The sequence below is a fragment of the Thiobaca trueperi genome (assembly GCF_004342175.1).
Taxonomy (GTDB): domain Bacteria; phylum Pseudomonadota; class Gammaproteobacteria; order Chromatiales; family Chromatiaceae; genus Thiobaca; species Thiobaca trueperi.
In genome coordinates this window covers 187,588-205,972 of sequence record NZ_SMAO01000003.1, presented here as the reverse complement: position 1 = coordinate 205,972, position 18,385 = coordinate 187,588, and the positions used below count along the sequence as shown (strand labels likewise).

General features: G+C 61.8%; 15 protein-coding genes. 7 read left to right on the top strand and 8 right to left on the bottom strand.

The window, feature by feature from the left end:
- Positions 1 to 618, top strand: coding sequence for an SPOR domain-containing protein (locus EDC35_RS06780; protein ID WP_132976491.1), 618 nt, complete (start codon positions 1 to 3; stop codon positions 616 to 618).
- A 65-nt stretch (positions 619 to 683) separates the two neighbouring features.
- Here EDC35_RS06780 and EDC35_RS06775 read toward each other — a convergent pair whose 3' ends face one another.
- From EDC35_RS06775 to EDC35_RS06765, 3 genes are read right to left on the bottom strand one after another with little or no spacing between them, the layout of a single operon-like run.
- Complete coding sequence (locus EDC35_RS06775; RefSeq protein ID WP_132976490.1) at positions 684 to 3,164, bottom strand: sensor domain-containing protein; 2,481 nt, start codon at positions 3,162 to 3,164, stop codon at positions 684 to 686.
- Positions 3,161 to 4,417 carry an HD-GYP domain-containing protein gene (locus EDC35_RS06770; protein ID WP_132976489.1) on the bottom strand — a complete coding sequence of 419 codons (1,257 nt, stop codon included), beginning with the start codon at positions 4,415 to 4,417 and terminating at the stop codon, positions 3,161 to 3,163. The genes EDC35_RS06775 and EDC35_RS06770 overlap by 4 nt, the downstream gene beginning before the upstream one ends.
- Positions 4,418 to 4,459: 42 nt before the next feature.
- The gene (locus EDC35_RS06765; protein ID WP_132976488.1) at positions 4,460 to 4,897 is read right to left on the bottom strand and encodes a hypothetical protein; all 438 of its coding nucleotides are present in this window, start codon (positions 4,895 to 4,897) and stop codon (positions 4,460 to 4,462) included.
- Between the two features lie 637 nt (positions 4,898 to 5,534).
- On the opposite strand from EDC35_RS06765, the gene EDC35_RS06760 reads away from it, so the two are divergent.
- The 4 genes from EDC35_RS06760 (at position 5,535) to EDC35_RS06745 (ending at position 9,988) form a co-directional block, all read left to right on the top strand.
- Positions 5,535 to 6,962 carry a circularly permuted type 2 ATP-grasp protein gene (locus tag EDC35_RS06760; protein ID WP_132976487.1) on the top strand — a complete coding sequence of 476 codons (1,428 nt, stop codon included), beginning with the start codon at positions 5,535 to 5,537 and terminating at the stop codon, positions 6,960 to 6,962.
- Positions 6,963 to 6,965: 3 nt separating this feature from the next.
- Positions 6,966 to 7,970 (top strand): alpha-E domain-containing protein, encoded by a 1,005-nt coding sequence (locus tag EDC35_RS06755; protein ID WP_132976486.1) that lies wholly within the window; start codon positions 6,966 to 6,968, stop codon positions 7,968 to 7,970.
- Positions 7,971 to 8,009: 39 nt separating this feature from the next.
- Complete coding sequence (locus EDC35_RS06750; RefSeq protein ID WP_132976485.1) at positions 8,010 to 8,786, top strand: proteasome-type protease; 777 nt, start codon at positions 8,010 to 8,012, stop codon at positions 8,784 to 8,786.
- A 263-nt stretch (positions 8,787 to 9,049) separates the two neighbouring features.
- Complete coding sequence (locus EDC35_RS06745; RefSeq protein ID WP_132976484.1) at positions 9,050 to 9,988, top strand: transglutaminase family protein; 939 nt, start codon at positions 9,050 to 9,052, stop codon at positions 9,986 to 9,988.
- On the opposite strand, the gene EDC35_RS06740 is transcribed toward EDC35_RS06745, so the two are convergent.
- From EDC35_RS06740 to EDC35_RS06725, 4 genes are all read right to left on the bottom strand, one after another.
- On the bottom strand, positions 9,985 to 11,394 hold the full coding sequence (locus tag EDC35_RS06740; RefSeq protein ID WP_132976483.1) for a ribonucleotide-diphosphate reductase subunit beta: 1,410 nt from the start codon (positions 11,392 to 11,394) through the stop codon (positions 9,985 to 9,987). The two genes, EDC35_RS06745 and EDC35_RS06740, sit on opposite strands and share 4 nt — an antisense overlap.
- Positions 11,395 to 11,691: 297 nt before the next feature.
- Positions 11,692 to 13,416: a potassium/proton antiporter gene (locus EDC35_RS06735; protein ID WP_132976482.1), complete on the bottom strand. Its 1,725-nt coding sequence runs from the start codon at positions 13,414 to 13,416 to the stop codon at positions 11,692 to 11,694.
- 201 nt (positions 13,417 to 13,617) lie between these two features.
- Positions 13,618 to 13,932, bottom strand: a complete 315-nt coding sequence (gene ppnP / locus EDC35_RS06730) for a pyrimidine/purine nucleoside phosphorylase (protein WP_132976481.1) — start codon at positions 13,930 to 13,932, stop codon at positions 13,618 to 13,620.
- 89 nt (positions 13,933 to 14,021) lie between these two features.
- Positions 14,022 to 14,261 carry a YMGG-like glycine zipper-containing protein gene (locus tag EDC35_RS06725; RefSeq protein WP_132976480.1) on the bottom strand — a complete coding sequence of 80 codons (240 nt, stop codon included), beginning with the start codon at positions 14,259 to 14,261 and terminating at the stop codon, positions 14,022 to 14,024.
- 224 nt (positions 14,262 to 14,485) lie between these two features.
- Between EDC35_RS06725 and hcp the strand changes: the two genes are divergently transcribed.
- Complete coding sequence (hcp, locus tag EDC35_RS06720; protein WP_132976479.1) at positions 14,486 to 15,784, top strand: hydroxylamine reductase; 1,299 nt, start codon at positions 14,486 to 14,488, stop codon at positions 15,782 to 15,784.
- Positions 15,785 to 16,173: 389 nt separating this feature from the next.
- Positions 16,174 to 17,022, top strand: a complete 849-nt coding sequence (murI, locus tag EDC35_RS06715) for a glutamate racemase (protein ID WP_132976478.1) — start codon at positions 16,174 to 16,176, stop codon at positions 17,020 to 17,022.
- Between the two features lie 105 nt (positions 17,023 to 17,127).
- Here murI and rho read toward each other — a convergent pair whose 3' ends face one another.
- Entirely contained in the window at positions 17,128 to 18,384 is a 1,257-nt protein-coding gene (rho, locus tag EDC35_RS06710; protein ID WP_132976477.1) for a transcription termination factor Rho, read from the bottom strand.
- Position 18,385: the final 1 nt, after the last annotated feature.

The following is an 18,385-nucleotide window of genomic DNA, read 5'->3' as shown; positions in this document are numbered from 1 at the left end:
ATGGCCAAAAACTATCGGCGCGAGGCATTGCCCAAAACACCCGCCCAGACCACGCCAAAACGCAAGCAGACCAGCCGCACCTGTGTCTGGTGGTTCCTCCTGGGCAGCCTGGTGGGCGTCATCGTCGGGAATCTCTACGCCTCGCGACGCGCCGAGACGCCGCCGCCCGAAGCGGCAGCCAAACCAGCCAGCGAGGAGCGCCCGCCCGCCGTGCAGCCGAGCTTCAAGTTTCAGGAGATCCTCAGCGACACCCAGGTCGATGTCAGCGACAGGGCTCCGCCGCCGCCAGCGCCCCGTCCGCAACCGCCAGCGGTGGAGCAGCCGCCCGCCGGGCCGATGCCGGAGACCGCCTCGCCGGTCCCCGAACCCACCGCCGCGACACCTGGCACCTATGTCGTCCAGGCGGGCTCATTCAAACGCGCGGCAGACGCCGAGCGGCTCAGGGCCGAGCTGGGTCTGCTGGGCATCGCCGCCAGCGTCCAGACCGCCACCCTGCCCAACGGCCAGACCACGCATCGCGTGCGTACCGGTCCCTATGCCAATAAACAGACCGCCGAGCAGGTTCGCAACCAACTCAAGCGCAATGGAAAAGACGGCGTCACCTATCCGGTCAGATGAGATCGGGGCGTGATCGCCTGTCGAAAAAGACCTGACCACAGGGACGGGCTTTCCGGGCAATGGCCTTAATCCAGCGCATCGGCGAGCCCGATCCCCTGCACCAGCGGCAGAAAATCGCCCGGCGCCAGCGCGGGAGAGCACAGATAGCCCTGGAATTCGTCGCAGCCGGCGTCCAGCAGAAACTGGCGCTGGACCGCGTTCTCGACCCCCTCGGCGATCACCCGCAGATTGAGCGCACGCGCCAGATTGATGACGGCGGTCGCAATCGCGGCGTCGCTTTCATCGTCGGGGATGTCGCGCACGAAGGAGCGGTCGATTTTCAGCCGGTGAATGGGGAAGCGCTTGAGATAGGCCAGACTGGAATAGCCGGTGCCGAAGTCATCGATCGCCAGTCGCACCCCGAGCGCAACCAGGGCATCGAGCCGGATCAGCGTTTCCTCGATGTTCTGCACCAGGATCGACTCGGTCAGCTCCAGCTCCAGCCGGCCCGGCGGCAGATCGCTGTCCCGCAACAGGTTCGAGACCGACTCGATGAAATTCGCCTGATGGAACTGCACCGCCGAGACATTGACCGACATGGTCAGGCCGATCCCCTGGGTGTGCCACTCGGTACTCTGACGGATCGCCTCGCGCAGCACCCAGCCGCCAAGGGCAACGATGAATCCGGTCTCCTCGGCGATGGGGATGAACTGGCCCGGCGACAGCTCGCCCATCTGAGGATCCTTCCAGCGCAGCAGCGCCTCGGCGCCGATCAGACGACCGCTGCGCAGATCGATCTGCGGCTGATAGACGAGACGGAAACGCTGCTCGGTCAGCGCCTCGCGCATTGCATGATCGATCTTCATGCGGGTCAGAAGATCGATGTTCATCTGTCGCTGGTAAAAACTGAAGTCGCCACGACCGCGCTCTTTGACATGGTACATGGCGCTGTCGGCGTTTTTGATCAGATCGTCCAGGGTCTCGCCATCTTCGGGGTAAAGCGCAACACCGATGCTCAGGGTCAGTGAAAATTTCATGCCATCGATCACGCACGGCTGCGCCATGGCCTCCAGCAGCCGGCGCGCGGTCTGCTCCGCGCCCAGACTGTTGGCCTGATGCAGCAGCAGCACGAACTCATCGCCGCCCAGACGGGCGACGGTATCCACCCGTCGCAGACAGCCGGTGATACGTTGCGCGACTTCGATCAGGACACGATCACCAAAGATGTGACCCAGTGAATCGTTGATCTGCTTGAAGCGGTCGATATCGATGAAGAGCACGGCAAAACTGCTCCGCTCACGGCTGGCAAGATCGATGGCGAATTCGAGACGTTCAGTGAGACGAATGCGGTTGGGCAGGCCGGTCAGGGCATCGGTATAGGCAAGCTGCTCGATCCGCTGACGCGCCGCAGCGGCCTCGGACAGATCCTTGACGAAACCGACATAGTGAAAGGGGGCGCCCTCGGCGTCCAGTACCCGCACCAGTGAGACCAGACAGGGAAAGGCCAGTCCATCCGTCCGGCGTTGCAGGATCTCACCCTGCCAGAGTCCGTCGCGGGCCAGCGCCTCCTGGATCGCCTGATGCGGCTGGTCGCCGATCCAGAGATGCAGTGAGCGGGTCAGAATCTGTCCAGCAAGTTCGGCGGAACGATGCCCGATCATGCGCTCACAGGCGGGATTGACGGCCTCGATGCAAAACGCCGGATCGGTGACGAAAATGGCGTCGAGACTGGCCTCGAACACCCGCGCCGCAAGCCTGAGCCCTTTTTCGTCGGCCAGCCGCCGGGTCATGTCGCGAAACGAATAGACGCGACCGATGGGGCAACCCTGCGCATACTGCGGCAGCGTGACCCGTTCCAGCACCTGACCGTGACGCAGAACCAGAACGTCCGTGGCTTCGAGCAGGGGGTTGGCGCTGATCGCATGGATGCGCGCGGCGTACTCGCCGGCATCGGACACCATCCGCGCCATCCAGTCATAGATTCCGGCGTCGTTGCGCTCGGTGAGCAGCGATTCGGGCAGCTCCCACAGCTCGGCAAAACGCTGATTGAAACCGCGAATCCCGCCATTCAGATCGGTGACGAGGATACCGTCGGCGGACGACTCCAGGGTCGCGCGCAGCTCGGCCACCAGCTTTTCCAGTTCGCTCTCGACCCTATGACGCTCGCTTTGATCAATGATGCCGACGACATAGAGCGCCGCGCCACTGGCGCATTGCGCCCGGCTCACCCGGCGCAACACCCTGATCAGGGTCTGGTCCGGACGACGCAGCACGGTTTCGGACAACAGACTGTCGGTGCGCCCGGCCGCCACATCTTCCCAGAAGAAGACATCCTCCGGGGTGCAGGCCAGATCGATCACCGGCTGTCCGATGAGTTGCCCGCGCGTCATCCCCAGCAAGTCTTCAGCCATGCGGTTGACGGCAAGGATGCGCAGTTCGACGGGATCGACCAGCCACACCGCCTCGGCCAGTCCATCGATCAGCGACAGCCAGTGCTCAGGGTCGGCGACGTGGCCGGAATCGCTCGCTGCCTGAGTAGGAGCCGGGGGAAGCTGCCCACGACTCATTGGCCATCCCGGAGATCGGTCGGTTTGCGTGCGCGCTCGAAGAAATAGCACATACGCTGACGCGGCGAGAGATAGTCGAAGACTGCGCGCGGCAGTTGAAGTGGCTTCAGACTCTGACGAATCCCCAGGTCGGGCTGGTCTTCGAGATCAATCACCAGCGCCTCGTCGCGGGGCACGCGCGGATCATGGATAAGCACCCGAGGTTTCAGCGGACGCGACGAGTTCACCGACACCACCAGCGCATAACGGCCATCAGTGAGCATCACCACCGAACCGGGCGGATAGATTCCCATCATACGGATGAAGGCGCCGAGAATGGCGGCGTTGAACTTCTTTTTCGACTGGGCGAACATCATGGACAGCGCCTGATGCGGCGTAAGCGCCGCGACCGGATTGGCCGGATTGCAGAGCATGTCATAGTGATTGACCAGCCCCACGATACAGGACGCGGGCGACAGGGCGTCCCCCTGCAAACGCTGCGGAAAGCCGCTCCCATCGACGTATTCATGGTGCTGGGCGATGATGGCGCACACGTCCGGCTTCAATCCCATCCGCCGCGCCAGTTCGACCCCCTGGGCCACATGCTCCTGAAAGAGGTTGCGCTCGGCGATGCTGAAGCCGTCATCGCGCCAGCGCAAACGCTCAGGCAGCGCAATCTTGCCGAAATCATGCAGCAGGGCGCCGAGCCCGAGCGGATGCAGGGCCGCCGCATCGAACCCCAGACTCTTGCCCAGCAGCAGCGAGATCATGGTTACGTTCATCGCATGCAGCGACGACTTATCGCCAGCCTGTTCCGAGAGCAGACGGATGCAGGACTCACCCTGATCGAGCAGCTTTCCAACCAGATCGCCAACCATCGTCTCGGCTTGCTCACGCGCGGCCTCCGGCTGGGCTGGCGCGAGCTTGAGGATGTCGCGGAAAGCGCGCGTCGCCCCGGAAAACTCACGCTCGCAGCGATCCAGACTCAGACGCTGGTCAAGCAGACGCTGACGGCGGTCGTCGCTCGCCCTGACCAAGGACGCTGCGTCTTCCGCTACCGGCGCAGGGCTGGCGGGCGATGGCAGATCGCTGCGTTCCGGCGACCAGCGCACCTGCGTCAGCCCCAGACCGCGAATCGTCTCGATCTGACCGTCATCGACAATCTTGAAATGATTGAGCGCAAAGGGGTGCCCGATCCAGCCGAGATCCAGGTAGATATACATGCCGACGCAGAGTGCATCGACATCGACAAATTGGGCCTGGGTGTCGTTCACGTTTCCAAATTCCTGGTGTCGGAGCCTGATGAGCAATCAGAGTCAGTCACGCCTGAGCGGGCGCCGCCACAGCAGCAGAAGCAGCGAAGTTGCACCCACACCAAGCGCCTGGAGCGGATAGGCGCCGGTCAGCGCCGCGAGCAGCGCCAGAATCGCCGGAATTTCGCACAGCGCCAGCGTGAGGATGTAACGGGCGAACCGGGCCTCGGGTGACGGCGCAATCGGGGCGCTCGCCAGCGGATCGTAACGATCCTGACGTGACGTCCTGTCCGACATCAGCCAGCGTACGAGCACGAAGGCCGCAGGCGCGGCGAGCAGCGCGACGAGCAGCAGCGCCTGACTGAGGACGGCGATGGGGTTGATCGCCATCAGGTCGGGCAGAAACCAGGTCAGCGCCATGAGCAGCAGCACCGAACCGAACTGGGCCAGCCAGATGAGCGGGGCCAGACGCAATGGGTCATGGGAAGAATTCGCGGACATGATTATCCTCCGGAATCAGTTTCATGCAGACTCTACACGCCATTCTCTGGTTCTGACCAGACTCCTTGACTAAAGCCGACTAATTTAGTAAAGTAAACGCCAGTCGCAATCTGCAACGTTGCCACTCATTTTCAACCCGACATCCTCCCCCGACGTGTCGGGTTTTTTTATGCGCTCTGCACCAGAGCATCGATTCCCGGTCCTGAAAACGCGCGCGTCGCTGTAGAGCACGCAACTGGCAGGCATCGAACCCATCAGCAGCAGCGCCATACCGAGCCCGCCGAACCGGCGAACGCTCCTGTCAAGCCTGACGCCGCGCGTCACGCCGCCAGGCGCGCCCTCTCTGTTGGCTGCCCGCCGCGTTCGAGACGCACCTGAATGGCTTGCAGGCGGATTGATCGCCGCAGGATGAGCCAGTGTTCGCAAATGGATACCCTGTCGAATCACTGGACCAGCGGATGAGGCTGCCTGCGCAAAGTCATCCGCGTGTCAATCGCCGCCACGCCAACGCGGCCAAAATGATGCGAAATGCTTCGCGAGGCGTCCGAATTGGTGCAATTCACAACCAAATGACAGGCCTGACGCCCGGTTTCTCGCTGGCCTTTCATATGGATCGCTTATTGCATTCCGCTTTGACATGAAAACGCAAAACGCTTCAGCCTTCTATCACGAGATGCACGCCTCAGATGGCGCCGTGCGCGACATCTATCGGCGTTACGGGCAGTGGCTGGCGGCCCTGCCGGATGGTGCCCTGGAACGCAAGAGCGCCGAGGCGGAACTCCTGTTCCAGCGACTGGGAATCACCTTCGCCGTCTATGGCGAGGTGGACGGTGGCGAGCGGCTGATCCCCTTCGATATCGTGCCACGCATTTTCGGTACCGCAGAATGGCAACGGTTGGAACAGGGGCTCAAACAGCGGGTGCGCGCCCTGAACGCCTTTCTGCATGACATCTATCATGATCGGGAGATCATCCGGGCCGGCGCGATCAATGCCCGTCAGGTACTGAACAATGCACTGTACCGGCCTGAAATGCAGGGTGTCGATCTGCCCAACGGGGTCTATGCCCAGATTGCCGGCATCGATCTGGTGCGGGTGTCGCAGGACGAATTCTATGTCCTGGAGGACAACCTGCGCACCCCCTCCGGCGTGTCCTACATGCTGGAAAACCGCAAGACGATGATGCGGCTCTTCCCCGAACTCTTCGCCATGCATGACGTGGAGCCGGTCGAGCACTATCCGCAGATGCTGCTGGAGACGCTGCGCGAGTCTGCACCAACCGATGTCGCCGACCCCGTCATCGTCGTGCTGACGCCGGGCGCCTATAACAGCGCCTACTTCGAGCACGCCTTTCTGGCCAGCGAGATGGGGGTGGAACTGGTGGAGGGACAGGATCTGTTCGTCCAGCAGCAGAAGGTCTACATGCACACCACCGAGGGACCGGTGCAGGTGCACGTAATCTATCGCCGGGTCGATGACGATTTTCTCGATCCGCTGGTGTTCCAGCCGAATTCGATGCTCGGCGTGCCGGGTCTGCTGGATGCCTATTGCAGTGGCAACGTGGCGCTGGCCAATGGCGTTGGCACCGGCGTGGCCGACGACAAATCCACCTATCTCTTCGTCCCGGAGATGATCCGCTTCTACCTGGGCGAGACGCCGATCCTCTCGAATGTGCCCACCTGGCGGCTCAGCGAGCCTGACGATCTGCGCTATGTCCTGGAGCATCTGCCGGAACTGGTGGTCAAGGAAGTGCAGGGATCGGGCGGCTACGGCATGCTGGTCGGCCCCACCAGCACCAAGGCTGAAATCGAGACCTACCGGCAGCGCATCCTGGCGCAGCCGGACAATTTCATCGCACAGCCGACCCTGGCGCTCTCGACCTGTCCCACCCTGGTGGACGCTGGCGTGGCGCCGCGTCATGTGGATCTGCGTCCGTTCGTCCTGTCAGGCCGGGAGATCCGGCTGGTGCCGGGCGGACTCACCCGGGTCGCACTCAAAGACGGGTCGCTGGTCGTCAACTCCTCGCAGGGCGGCGGCACCAAAGACACCTGGGTCTTGGAGGATTGAAGCATGCTGGCACGCACCGCCGAGAATCTGTTCTGGATGGCGCGTCATATCGAGCGCGCCGAAAATACCGCCCGCATTCTGGATGTCGCCCATCTCTCCTCGCTGCTGCCGCTCGATCTGGACGGGACGGAAGCCTATCTCTGGTATGCCCCGCTCAATATCACCGGCTGTGCGAGCGGCTACGAAGCGAAATACGGTCTGGCCCGAGCGGACGCCGTCACCCATTACATGGCGCTGGATCCGGATAACCCCTCCAGCATTTACAATTCTCTGCGGCAGGCACGCGAAAACGCGCGTTCGGTGCGCGGCGCCATTACCTCTGAAATGTGGGAGGTGATCAACGCCACCTGGCTGGAGGTCAAACGTCTGCCTCACCCGTTGCCAGCCGAGCGTGATTCCGAGTTCTTCGAGTGGGTGAAAGAACGCTCGCATCTGTTTCGTGGCGTCACCCTGGGTACCATCCTCCAGGACATCGCACTACGCTTCATCCGGCTCGGCACCTTTCTGGAGCGGGCCGACAACACCGCCCGTATCCTCGACGTGAAATACCACATCCTGCTCCCCAGCGTAAGCGATGTCGGCGGCGCGGTGGACTATTATCAATGGCGCTCGCTGCTCAAGTCGGTCAGCGCCTTCGAGGCCTACCGCAAGATCTATCGCGATGCGATCACGCCGTCGCGGGTGGCGGAACTGCTGATCCTGCGTGATGATATGCCGCGTTCACTGCATGCCTGCCTGGACGAGGTCGAGAAGGCGCTCATCCAGATCGACGGCACCTCGGGACGCGAGGCACGGCGTCTGGCTGGTGAATTGCATGCGGCCCTGCATTTCGGTCGGATTGAAACCGTCTTTGCGCAGGGGCTCCACGAGTACCTGACGAATTTTCTGGGGCACACTGACCGGCTGGGACGGGAGATCCGGGATTCCTTTCTCTCGCGTCGGGACGTCGTCCCGGCGGCACGGCTGATGCCGCCCACCGCCATGCAGCGTCAACGCCAGGGAGTCTGAGGTACCATAGCCCATCGCAGATTCACTGACTCAAATCACATGACCTACTGTGTTGCCCTCAAACTGAACGTCGGCATGGTGTTCGCGTCAGACTCCCGGACCAATGCGGGAGTCGATCAGATCGCCTGCTTCAAGAAGATGCGCCATTTCGTCAATCCCGGCGACCGGACCATCGTCATTCTGAGTTCCGGCAATCTGTCCGTCACCCAGAACGCCATCAATCGACTGGAACAGCACGGGCGCCATCCCGACCGGCCCAATCTCTGGAACGCCGAATCGATGTTCGATGTCGCGCAGTTACTGGGCGACTGTCTGCGTTCGGTGCGCGAGCGCGACGGTGTGCATCTGGCGCAGAATAACGTGGATGCCAGCGCCAATTTCATTGTCGGCGGTCAGATTCGCGGCGAGCGCATGCGTCTCTATCTGGTCTACGCCGAAGGCAACTGCATTGAGGCAGGCGACGAGACACCCTTCTTCCAGATCGGCGAGACCAAATACGGCAAGCCGATCCTCGACCGGGTCATCACGCCCGACACCCCGTTTAACGAGGCCATCAAATGCGTGCTGGTCTCATTCGACTCGACCATGCGCAGCAACCTGTCGGTCGGCTTGCCGATCGATCTGGTCTGTTATGGCGCCTCCAGTCTGGCGCTCGATTTCGAGCAGCACATCACGGCGGACGATCCCTATTTCTCGCAGATCAGCAAACGCTGGAGCGAAGGACTGCGCGGCGTCTTCGCCTCGCTCCCCAGTCCGGACTGGTTGATTGATGCGCCAGCGGTGACAGTTGACGACCAGACAGGACTGACAGAATGAACAGGATTAAAAACAAGCGGTCAAAAAATCCTGCCAATCCTGTTAAACCGCGTCCAGAGTGAAATGCTGGGTTTCGAGTGAGTTCGACGTTTGGCGCATCGACGGCCCTTAGCGGGAACGCGGTTTAATATTCTATATTTTTTAATATCTTAAACCGCGTCAGCTCCAACAGTCGTCGATTCTGCCAAGGCCGTCCCCATCCCCAAACATCGCGTACCGCACCGGGCGCGGTTTAATCCTGTCAAAAGCGATACACCCCAATCATGACCATCCGCGTTGCGCTGCATCACCAATCGCATTATCTGTTTGATCGTTCGGTGATTGCGGCGCCGCACGAAATCCGACTGCGACCGGCCGCCCATTCGCGCACGCCCATTTCAGATTATTCGCTGCGGATCCGTCCGGAACAACATCTCCTCCACTGGCAGCAGGACGCCTACGGGAATTTTGTCGCCCGCGTGAATTTTCCGGAACCGACCTGCGAAATCGACATCACCGTCGATCTGCTGGCAGAGCTGACGGCCATCAATCCGTTCGATTTCTTCCTGGATGAATGGGCCGAGCATTATCCCTTTGTCTATCCCGACACCCTGGCCGCCGCGCTCATCCCCTTCCTGGATACCGCCTCTTCTGCGTCCGGCCCCCGCCTGCATGACTGGCTGGCGGCCTTTCGCCGTGAGATCCCGGTGGGCATGAACACCATCGCCCTGCTGGTGCTGCTCAATCAGCGGGTGCGCGAGACCGTCTCCTATCTGACCCGACTCGAACCCGGCGTCCAGACCTGCGAGGAAACCCTTGGCAAACAGATCGGATCCTGTCGCGACAGCGCCTGGCTGCTGGCGCAACTGCTGCGTCATCTGGGCATCGCCTCGCGCTTTGTCTCCGGTTATCTGATCCAGTTAGTGGCCGACGACAGACCGCTTGAGGGGCCGTCCGGTCCCGATGCCGATTTCGTCGATCTCCATGCCTGGTGCGAGGCCTATATCCCCGGCGCCGGCTGGATCGGCATGGACGCCACCTCCGGTCTGCTGGCCGGCGAGGGTCATATCCCGCTGGCGGTCTCCGCCTTGCCGACCTCAGCGGCGCCGGTGACCGGAACGACCAGCGTCTGTGAAACCCAGTTCGAGGTGCGGATGACCCTCACCCGGATCCATGAAGCCCCGCGCCTCTCCCAGCCTGACACCGCACAGCAGACATCCTAATCCCAGCTCAGCACCCCGCCGGTCTGATATTCGGTGACACGGGTCTCGAAGAAGTTCTTTTCCTTTTTGAGATCCAGCACCTCGGACATCCAGGGGAAGGGGTTGCTGGCGCCGGGATATTGCTCGGGCAGACCGATCTGAGCGCAGCGACGGTTGGCGATGAACTGGAGATACTCCTCGAACATCTGCGCATTGAGCCCAAGAATGCCGCGCGGCATGGTGTCATGCGCGTACTGCGCCTCCAGGGTGACGGCATCGCGGATCATGTCCACCAGTTCCTGCCTGAAATTCGGCGTCCACAGGTGCGGGTTCTCGATCTTGATCTGGTTGATGACATCGATGCCGAAATTCATGTGCATGGACTCGTCGCGCAGGATGTACTGGAACTGCTCGGCGGTGCCGGTCATTTTATTGCGCCGACCCATGCTGAGGATCTGCACGAAGCCGACATAGAAAAAGATGCCCTCGAAGATGACATAGAAGGCAACCAGTTCGCGCAGCAGGATCTGATCGTTCTCGCGGGTGCCGGTGTGAAAGTGCGGGTCGGCCAGATGGCGGGTGAAGGGCAGCGCCCATTCGGCCTTGCGCGCCACCGCCGGCACCTCGCGGTACATGTTGAAGATCTCGCCCTCGTCCAGCCCCAGACTCTCGACCACATACTGATAGGCGTGGGTGTGCAGCGCCTCCTCGAATGCCTGACGCAGCAGATACTGACGGCATTCGGGGTTGGTCAGATGGCGATAGACCGCCAGCACCAGATTATTGGCGACCAGCGAATCGGCGGTCGAGAAAAACCCCAGATTGCGCTTGATGACGGTGCGCTCGTCCTCGGTCAGGCCGTTGGGATCCTTCCAGAGCGCAATATCCGCATTCATGTTGATCTCCTGCGGCATCCAGTGATTGGCGCAGGCGTCGAGATATTTCTGCCAGGCCCAGTCGTATTTGAAGGGCACAAGCTGGTTGAGATCGGCGCGGCAGTTGATGATCTGTTTATCATCCACCCGCACCCGCCCGGCGCCCATCTCCAGGTTTTCGAGCCCGGTCGCACCACCGGCGACAGGGCTGCCGGAGCGGTCCTGGTCGGGCGTCTGCGCCTGCCGGTGCCCAGCAGGAATCAGCATGTCTTCAATGGGCAGTTCGGCCTGAGGCGTCGGCGCAAAAATGAAGGGATTGGGATCGACGACTGGCGCGGCACCAGCGGTCGCCATCAAGGCGTGGTTGCCGACCAGACCCTGACCGGGACGGACAGCGGCGCTGCGGTCACGGGGTTCAGATCTGCGTGTGAAAAGCGTGTCAGGATCCAGGACATCCAGGCTGCCATCGGCAAAGATCGAATCCGGCGGAATGGATGTCTGATGGTCGTCGCGGGGCTTGACCGCGACCAGTGGATCGTCCCAGTTCAGCATGCTGGCTGTCCTCGATAGTCGTTGGATTGATCCATCGCCTGAACGGACGGCGACAGATGAACAGATGAAATGAGTGGGTTTTGCGGCTCGAACAGGCGGCAACAGGGTCGGGAAATTTAGGGCGTTTGACGGAGATATCCAGGCTGAAGCACAAGATGCTGAGTCTGATCGATTCAGAAATCAGCTTATCTTGTTTTCAGGAGTGGTCAATGGCTGTCCCTCCGTCACCTCCTGGCGGCACACTTCCAGCACATCGTTCGGGCCGCTCAGGCCATCTCGTTTACGGACGGACGCCGTTCAGGCTCCATGGGGCAGTTTCAGCCCCACTTTGACAGCCCGATCATCCTGCACCTGCCGCACCACCAGTTCCACCTGACCGACATGCAGCCGATCACCCACGACCGGATGGGCATTAAGGCTGCGGCGGATGAGTGCATCGAGCGTGATGTCGCGGTCAGCAACCGGCAGCTTGAGTCCATAGGCGGCGCACAGGTCGCTCACGCGGGCCTCGCCATTGAGAACGAATTCGCCAAAAAAGGCGAGATCGGACAGACGTTCGGGGACCGGGCTCGCGACGAACAGACGGTCGAGTTCCGGCAGGTCGCGCGGGTCCGCCATCAGATAGAGATAATCGCCCGGACGCGGATCCAAGGGGTCGATGCTCTCCAGCAGATGTCTGTCGCGCAGGACGGCCACCACCCGCGCGCCCCTGGGAAGCGTTAATGCCGCCCGTTTTTCGATCACCACCGGCGCATTGTCAGCCAGACGATAGCCGACCAGTTCCAGCTCCTGCTGACCGGGGATGTCCAGTTCCACCCGCTGCACCACATGCGTGGTCGGCGGCACCTCCAGTCGCAGCCAGCGCGCCAGCGGGGCCAGTGTCCAGCCCTGGATCAGGAGCGACAGCAGCACCACGAAGAACACGATGTTGAAATACATCTGGGCCTGAGGCAGCCCCGCCAGCAGCGGGAACAGCGCCAGGATGATGGGCACCGCACCGCGCAGCCCCACCCAGCCGATGAAGACCTGTTCGCGCCAGGGAAAGCGGAACGGCAGCAGGCAGAGTCCAACCGCCAGCGGACGCGCCACCAGGATCAGGACCAGCGCAAACAGCAGCGCATCCAGTCCCACCGGCAGCAGTTCGAGCGGCGTGACCAGCAGCCCCAGCATCAGAAACATGCCGATCTGCGCCAGATTGGAGATGCCATCGTGGAAACGCTTGATGTCAAGGCGAAACTGGAGCGGACGGTTGCCGATCACCAGTCCGGCCAGATAGATGGCCAGAAAACCGCTGCCATCAAGCACAGCGGTCACGCCGAAGATGCTCAGTCCGCCCGCCAGGACCGCCAGCGGATAGAGTCCGGGCATCATCTCCAGACGATTGATGAGCCAGACCACGCCAAAACCGCCGGCAAGACCGAACAGGGCGCCCAGGCCCATCTGCCGGAAGAACTCGATCAGCAGCACCAGCCCCGGATTGCCCTGATCGCTCTGGATGAGTTCGATCAGGACGATGGTCAGAAAGACCGCCATGGGATCGTTGCTGCCGGACTCGATCTCCAGGGTCGCGCCCACCCGCTGTTTCAATTCCAATCCATTTGAGCGCAGGAGCGAAAAGACCGCTGCGGCGTCGGTCGAACCCACGATGGCGCCGAGCAGGAGTCCCTCCATCCAATGCAAACCCAGCCACCAGGCGGCAAAGCCGCCGGTGATCCCGGCAGTCAGGAGCACGCCGAGGGTCGCCAGTCCGAGTGCGGGTTTGAGCCCGACGCGGAAATTGCGATAGGGCGTCGCCAGTCCGCCATCGAAGAGGATGATGGCCAGCGCCAGACTGCCGATCAGATGCGCCTCCTGCACATTGTCGAAGGCGATCCCGCCGGGACCGTCTTCGCCGAGCAGCATGCCGATGAAGAGGAACACCAGCAGCAGCGGCGCCCCGACCCGGCTCGTCAGCACGCCGGCCAGCACGCTGACCAGCAGCACGAACGAGGCGATCAGGATGATTTGATTGGTGAGTTCCATACGGGGGCGACGGCGGAATCAGGCGATTTCTAAACAGACTGACACCAGCAATCCGGGTCTGAATAGACAGGATTAACAGGATTTCTCAGGATTAACAAGATATTTAATGCCTTGTTTTGATTCCTGTTAATCTTGATTCATCCTGTCAATCCTGTCCAATTGACGGTCTTTCAGGCGGGTGGAAACGGTCCTGGAAATCGCCTAATCCAGAAACGCGCAGCAGTAATCCGTCAATGAATGCACCCGGACGCTGAAGCGGGCATTGGCGGGCACCTCGAACGACTCACCGCCCTGGATCGGGCGCCATTGCTCCTCGCCGGGGAGCTGCACATCCAGTTCGCCGCTCAGGATCTCCATGATCTCCGCCGCGCCGGTGCCGAACTCGAATTCGCCGGGCTGCATGATCCCGAGTGTCTTGCGGCTGCCGTCCGGGAAGGTCAGGGTGCGACTGGTCACCAGACCGTCGAAATAAACATTGGCGGCTTTGGTCACGGTGACGTTGATGAATTCCGACATGGGTCAGTCTGTCTCGTATCAGTTGATTGGGATTCGATCAGGGGTGGAGCGATGGAACCCGCCGTCTGGCGGCGGGTCGGGCATTCTGCTTACCAGTAGTACTGCTGCTCTTTCTTTTTCTCGTTCTGATCGTGGACATAGCCGCCCAGCGCGCCCACGCCAGCACCGATGAGCGCACCCTTGCCCGCGTTGCCACTCATGGAGCCGATCGCCGCACCGCTTGCAGCGCCGATGGCCGCGCCGCTACCGGTACGCGAGGTGGTGGTGGTGCCACAGGCAGAAACGGCCATGGCTGACAGCAGGATGGTCGAGATGACAATGATTTTCATGCGAATGATTCCTCAAACAGATGGTTCCGGGCTGACGCCGACTGGCGTCTTAGATTAACAAATGCGGGCAGCGTCAGGCATCCCAAGTGCCATCAGTCGCGTGCCTTGACCTTGATCAAGGCCGCGCCGCGCCGGTTTCTCGACACTTGCTCTCGACGCGAGACCGTTCATGAACCCGGCAAACCCCGCGCACCCTGACCCCTTTTCCAGCTTTCGAGGCCACCATGCATTGCAACCAGTGTGAACAGACCTTCCGCCAGACCGCCTGCGTCAATTCCCCCGGCGTCTGCGGCAAGGATGCCGATGTCCAGTCGCTCCAGGAAACCCTGCTCTACGGGCTCAAGGGCATGGCGGCCTATGCCCATCATGCGCGCCGATTGGGCAAACATGATGAACAGGTGTCGGCCTTCATCGAAGAGGCGCTGTTCGCGACCATGACCAACGTCAACTTCGATCTGGAGAGCCTGCTGGCGCTCTGTCTCCAATGCGGCGAGATGAATCTGCGGGTCATGGAGCTGCTCGACGAGGGGCATGTCGAGACCTTCGGCAAGCCCTCCCCGACCCAGGTCAAGGAAGGCACGCAGGCGGGACCGGGGATCCTGGTCACCGGACATGATCTGCTCGACCTCTGGAACCTGCTCCAGCAGGTCGAAGGGACGGACATCAAGGTCTACACCCACGGCGAGATGCTGCCGGCGCACATGTATCCCAGGCTGCGCGAGCATCCGAATCTCGCCGGTCACTATGGCGGCGCCTGGCAGAAGCAGAAGAAGGAATTCGCCGCCTTCCCCGGCCCGGTCGTGGGCACGACCAACTGCGTGCTGATTCCGCCCGAAAGCTACAAGGGCCGGCTGTTCACCATGCGCGCCACGGCGGTGCCGAATGGTCAGCGGCTGGATGAAGACTTCTCCGCCGTCATCGCCGAGGCGCGTCGCTGCGATCCCTGCGAGGAGCAGATCAGCGGCGAATCCACCGTCGGCTTCCATCGCACCGTACTGCTGGACGCCGCGCCAACCATCATCGATGCGGTCAAGGCCGGCCAGATCAGCCGTTTCTTCGTCATCGGCGGCTGCGACGGCGCGGAACAGGGTCGCAATTATTTCAGCGACTATGCGCAGGCCACGCCGAGCGATTCATTCATCCTCACCCTCGGCTGCGGCAAGTTCCGCATCCGCGATCATGACTACGGCCAGCATCTGGGTCTGCCGCGTCTGATGGACATGGGGCAGTGCAATGATGCCTATGGCGCCATTGCGGTTGCGGTCGCGCTGGCCAAGGCGTTCAACTGTGGGGTCAACGATCTGCCGCTGACCTTAGTGATCAGTTGGTTCGAGCAGAAGGCGGTCGCCGTCTTCCTGACCCTGCTGAGTCTCGGCGTCAAGGGCATCACCCTCGGTCCCAATCCGCCGGCCTTCGTCACGCCCAACGTCTTCGCGATCCTCCAGGAGCGGTTCGATCTGCGCCTGACCGGCAACGACGCCGAGGCCGATCTGCGGGTGGCGATGGGGAGTCAGGCAGCTTGATGCGCTAAACCGCGCCCGGTGCGGCATGTGATCGTTGAGGATTGAGTCGGCCTTGGCAAAATCGACAACCGTTCGAGCGGGCGCGGATTAAGATATTAAAAAATATAAAATTTAAACCGCGTCGCCACTGAGGTCGGTGGCCTCTCCAAAGCCGAATACAAACTGAAAATGACGCATATCGCTCTGGACGCGGTTTAACGAACTCAGGATCAATCCCGGCTCAGATCAACCCACGTCCCTATTGTCTTGGCGGGAAAAGACCATCAGGATAGAGGCAACAGACCCGACCACTTAAACTGCGTCCGCTCCGATACCACCGTTGAGAGGATGCCGGACGCAGTTTAACCGTCATGCGGGTTTGACCAGCCTGTTTTGACCACGAGCGTCCCATGCCTGCCAAGCAACCCATCGGCGTCTTTGATTCCGGCGTCGGCGGACTCACCGTCCTGCGCGAGATCCGTCGCGAATTGCCCCATGAAGACCTGCTTTATGTCGCGGATTCCGGTCATGCGCCCTATGGCGACAAACCGCCGGCCTTCATCGAATCGCGCGCCATCGCCATCACCGAATTCCTGCTCGCGCAGGGCGCCAAAACACTGGTGATGGCCTGCAATACCGCGACCGGCGCGGCGGCCCCTCTGCTGCGTAGCCGCTACCCAGTGCCCATCATCGCCATGGAGCCGGCGATCAAGCCGGCGGTGGAGCAGACCCGCTCCGGGGTGGTGGGCGTGCTCGCGACCCGCCAGACCGTCGCCAGCCACAATTTCTCAGACCTGCTCAGGCGTCTTGCTCAGCATGCCGAGATCCTGACCCAGCCCTGTCCCGGACTGGTGGAACAGGTCGAAGCGGGCGATCTGGATGGCGCGCCAACCCGCGCCCTGCTGGCTGGCTATCTCGCGCCACTGCTGGCGCACGGGGCGGATACCCTGGTGCTGGGCTGCACCCACTATCCGCACCTGACGCCACTGATCCAGGAACTGGCCGGCCCGCAGGTCGTGGTGCTCGACTCGGGCGCAGCGGTCGCCCGTCAGGTGCGGCGGCGTCTGACCGAATCCGGTCTGCTCGCACCAGCGGAACGAGCCGGGCGCGAGCGATTCTGGACCAGCGGCAGTCCATCTGCGCAACCGCTTTTCTCCCGGCTCTGGCAGACCGCTGTCACACTGGAACGCCTGACGCCGGAGGCAGGGCATGCCGAGGCAGACCTGGCCTGCCCTGGGTTGATGCTGAAGTGGATATAAGCCACACCCGGCCGGATCACAGCCCGGTGCCTTGCTGACGGCAAACCGCTGCGGGTCGTCCGGCCGGTGTCGGATACGCCGCGCGTATCCGACCGGACCAGGGCGTCAACCCTTCATCGAGGAGAAAAACTCGTCGTTGGTCTTGGTGGCCTTGAGCTTGTCGTGGAGGAATTCCATCGCGGCCAGTTCGTCCATGGGATGCAGGATCTTGCGCAGGATCCACATCTTCTGCAATTCGGCCTGCCCCATCAGCAGTTCCTCGCGGCGGGTGCCGGAACGGTTGATGTTGATGGCGGGGAAGATGCGGCGTTCGGCGATGCGGCGATCCATGTGGATCTCCATGTTGCCGGTGCCCTTGAATTCTTCGTAGATGACATCGTCCATGCGCGAGCCGGTATCGACCAGGGCTGTCGCCAGGATGGTGAGTGAGCCGCCTTCCTCGATATTGCGCGCGGCGCCGAAGAACCGCTTGGGCCGTTGCAGCGCGTTGGCATCGACACCGCCGGTCAGTACCTTGCCAGAGGAGGGCACCACGGTGTTGTAGGCACGGGCGAGACGGGTGATGGAGTCGAGCAGGATGACCACGTCACGCTTGTGCTCGACCAGCCGCTTGGCCTTTTCGATGACCATCTCGGCGACCTGCACATGGCGGGTGGCCGGCTCGTCGAAGGTGGATGAAATCACCTCGCCGCGCACCGAGCGCGCCATTTCGGTGACTTCTTCCGGACGTTCGTCGATCAGCAGCACGATCAGATAGCAGTCGGGATGATTGTGTCCGATCGACTGCGCGATGTTCTGCAACATCATGGTCTTGCCGGCCTTGGGCGGCGAGACGATGAGTCCGCGCTGGCCCTTGCCGATGGGCGCGACCAGATCGATGGTGCGGGCTGTGATGTCTTCGGTGCTGCCGTTGCCGATTTCGAGCGTCAGGCGCTTCTGGGCAAAGAGCGGGGTGAAGTTCTCGAACAGGATCTTCGACTTGGCGTTCTCGGGCCGATCAAAGTTGATGTCGGCGACCTTGAGCAGCGCGAAATAACGCTCGCCGTCCTTGGGCGGACGAATCTTGCCGGAAATGGTGTCGCCGGTACGCAGCGCAAAACGGCGGATCTGGCTCGGCGAGACATAGATGTCATCGGGTCCGGCGAGATAGGAGGCATCCGCCGAGCGCAGAAAGCCGAAGCCGTCCGAGAGGATCTCCAGCACGCCATCGCCGTAGATGTCCTCGCCTTTCTTGGCCTGGGCCTTGAGAATGGCAAAGATCAGATCCTGTTTGCGGGAGCGCCCGACGCCTTCGATCTCCATCGCTTGAGCGAGGGCGACCAGATCAGGTACCGGCGTCTTTTTCAGTTCGGTTAGATTCATC

What these genes read in the sequence shown, in the direction of transcription:
- EDC35_RS06780 (WP_132976491.1), top strand. Translation starts at nt 1, where the DNA reads ATGGCCAAAAACTATCGGCGCGAGGCATTGCCCAAAACACCCGCCCAG.
- EDC35_RS06775 (WP_132976490.1), bottom strand. Translation starts at nt 3,164, where the DNA reads ATGAGTCGTGGGCAGCTTCCCCCGGCTCCTACTCAGGCAGCGAGCGAT.
- EDC35_RS06765 (WP_132976488.1), bottom strand. Translation starts at nt 4,897, where the DNA reads ATGTCCGCGAATTCTTCCCATGACCCATTGCGTCTGGCCCCGCTCATC.
- EDC35_RS06760 (WP_132976487.1), top strand. Translation starts at nt 5,535, where the DNA reads ATGAAAACGCAAAACGCTTCAGCCTTCTATCACGAGATGCACGCCTCA.
- EDC35_RS06755 (WP_132976486.1), top strand. Translation starts at nt 6,966, where the DNA reads ATGCTGGCACGCACCGCCGAGAATCTGTTCTGGATGGCGCGTCATATC.
- EDC35_RS06750 (WP_132976485.1), top strand. Translation starts at nt 8,010, where the DNA reads ATGACCTACTGTGTTGCCCTCAAACTGAACGTCGGCATGGTGTTCGCG.
- EDC35_RS06745 (WP_132976484.1), top strand. Translation starts at nt 9,050, where the DNA reads ATGACCATCCGCGTTGCGCTGCATCACCAATCGCATTATCTGTTTGAT.
- EDC35_RS06740 (WP_132976483.1), bottom strand. Translation starts at nt 11,394, where the DNA reads ATGCTGAACTGGGACGATCCACTGGTCGCGGTCAAGCCCCGCGACGAC.
- EDC35_RS06735 (WP_132976482.1), bottom strand. Translation starts at nt 13,416, where the DNA reads ATGGAACTCACCAATCAAATCATCCTGATCGCCTCGTTCGTGCTGCTG.
- ppnP (WP_132976481.1), bottom strand. Translation starts at nt 13,932, where the DNA reads ATGTCGGAATTCATCAACGTCACCGTGACCAAAGCCGCCAATGTTTAT.
- EDC35_RS06725 (WP_132976480.1), bottom strand. Translation starts at nt 14,261, where the DNA reads ATGAAAATCATTGTCATCTCGACCATCCTGCTGTCAGCCATGGCCGTT.
- hcp (WP_132976479.1), top strand. Translation starts at nt 14,486, where the DNA reads ATGCATTGCAACCAGTGTGAACAGACCTTCCGCCAGACCGCCTGCGTC.
- murI (WP_132976478.1), top strand. Translation starts at nt 16,174, where the DNA reads ATGCCTGCCAAGCAACCCATCGGCGTCTTTGATTCCGGCGTCGGCGGA.
- rho (WP_132976477.1), bottom strand. Translation starts at nt 18,384, where the DNA reads ATGAATCTAACCGAACTGAAAAAGACGCCGGTACCTGATCTGGTCGCC.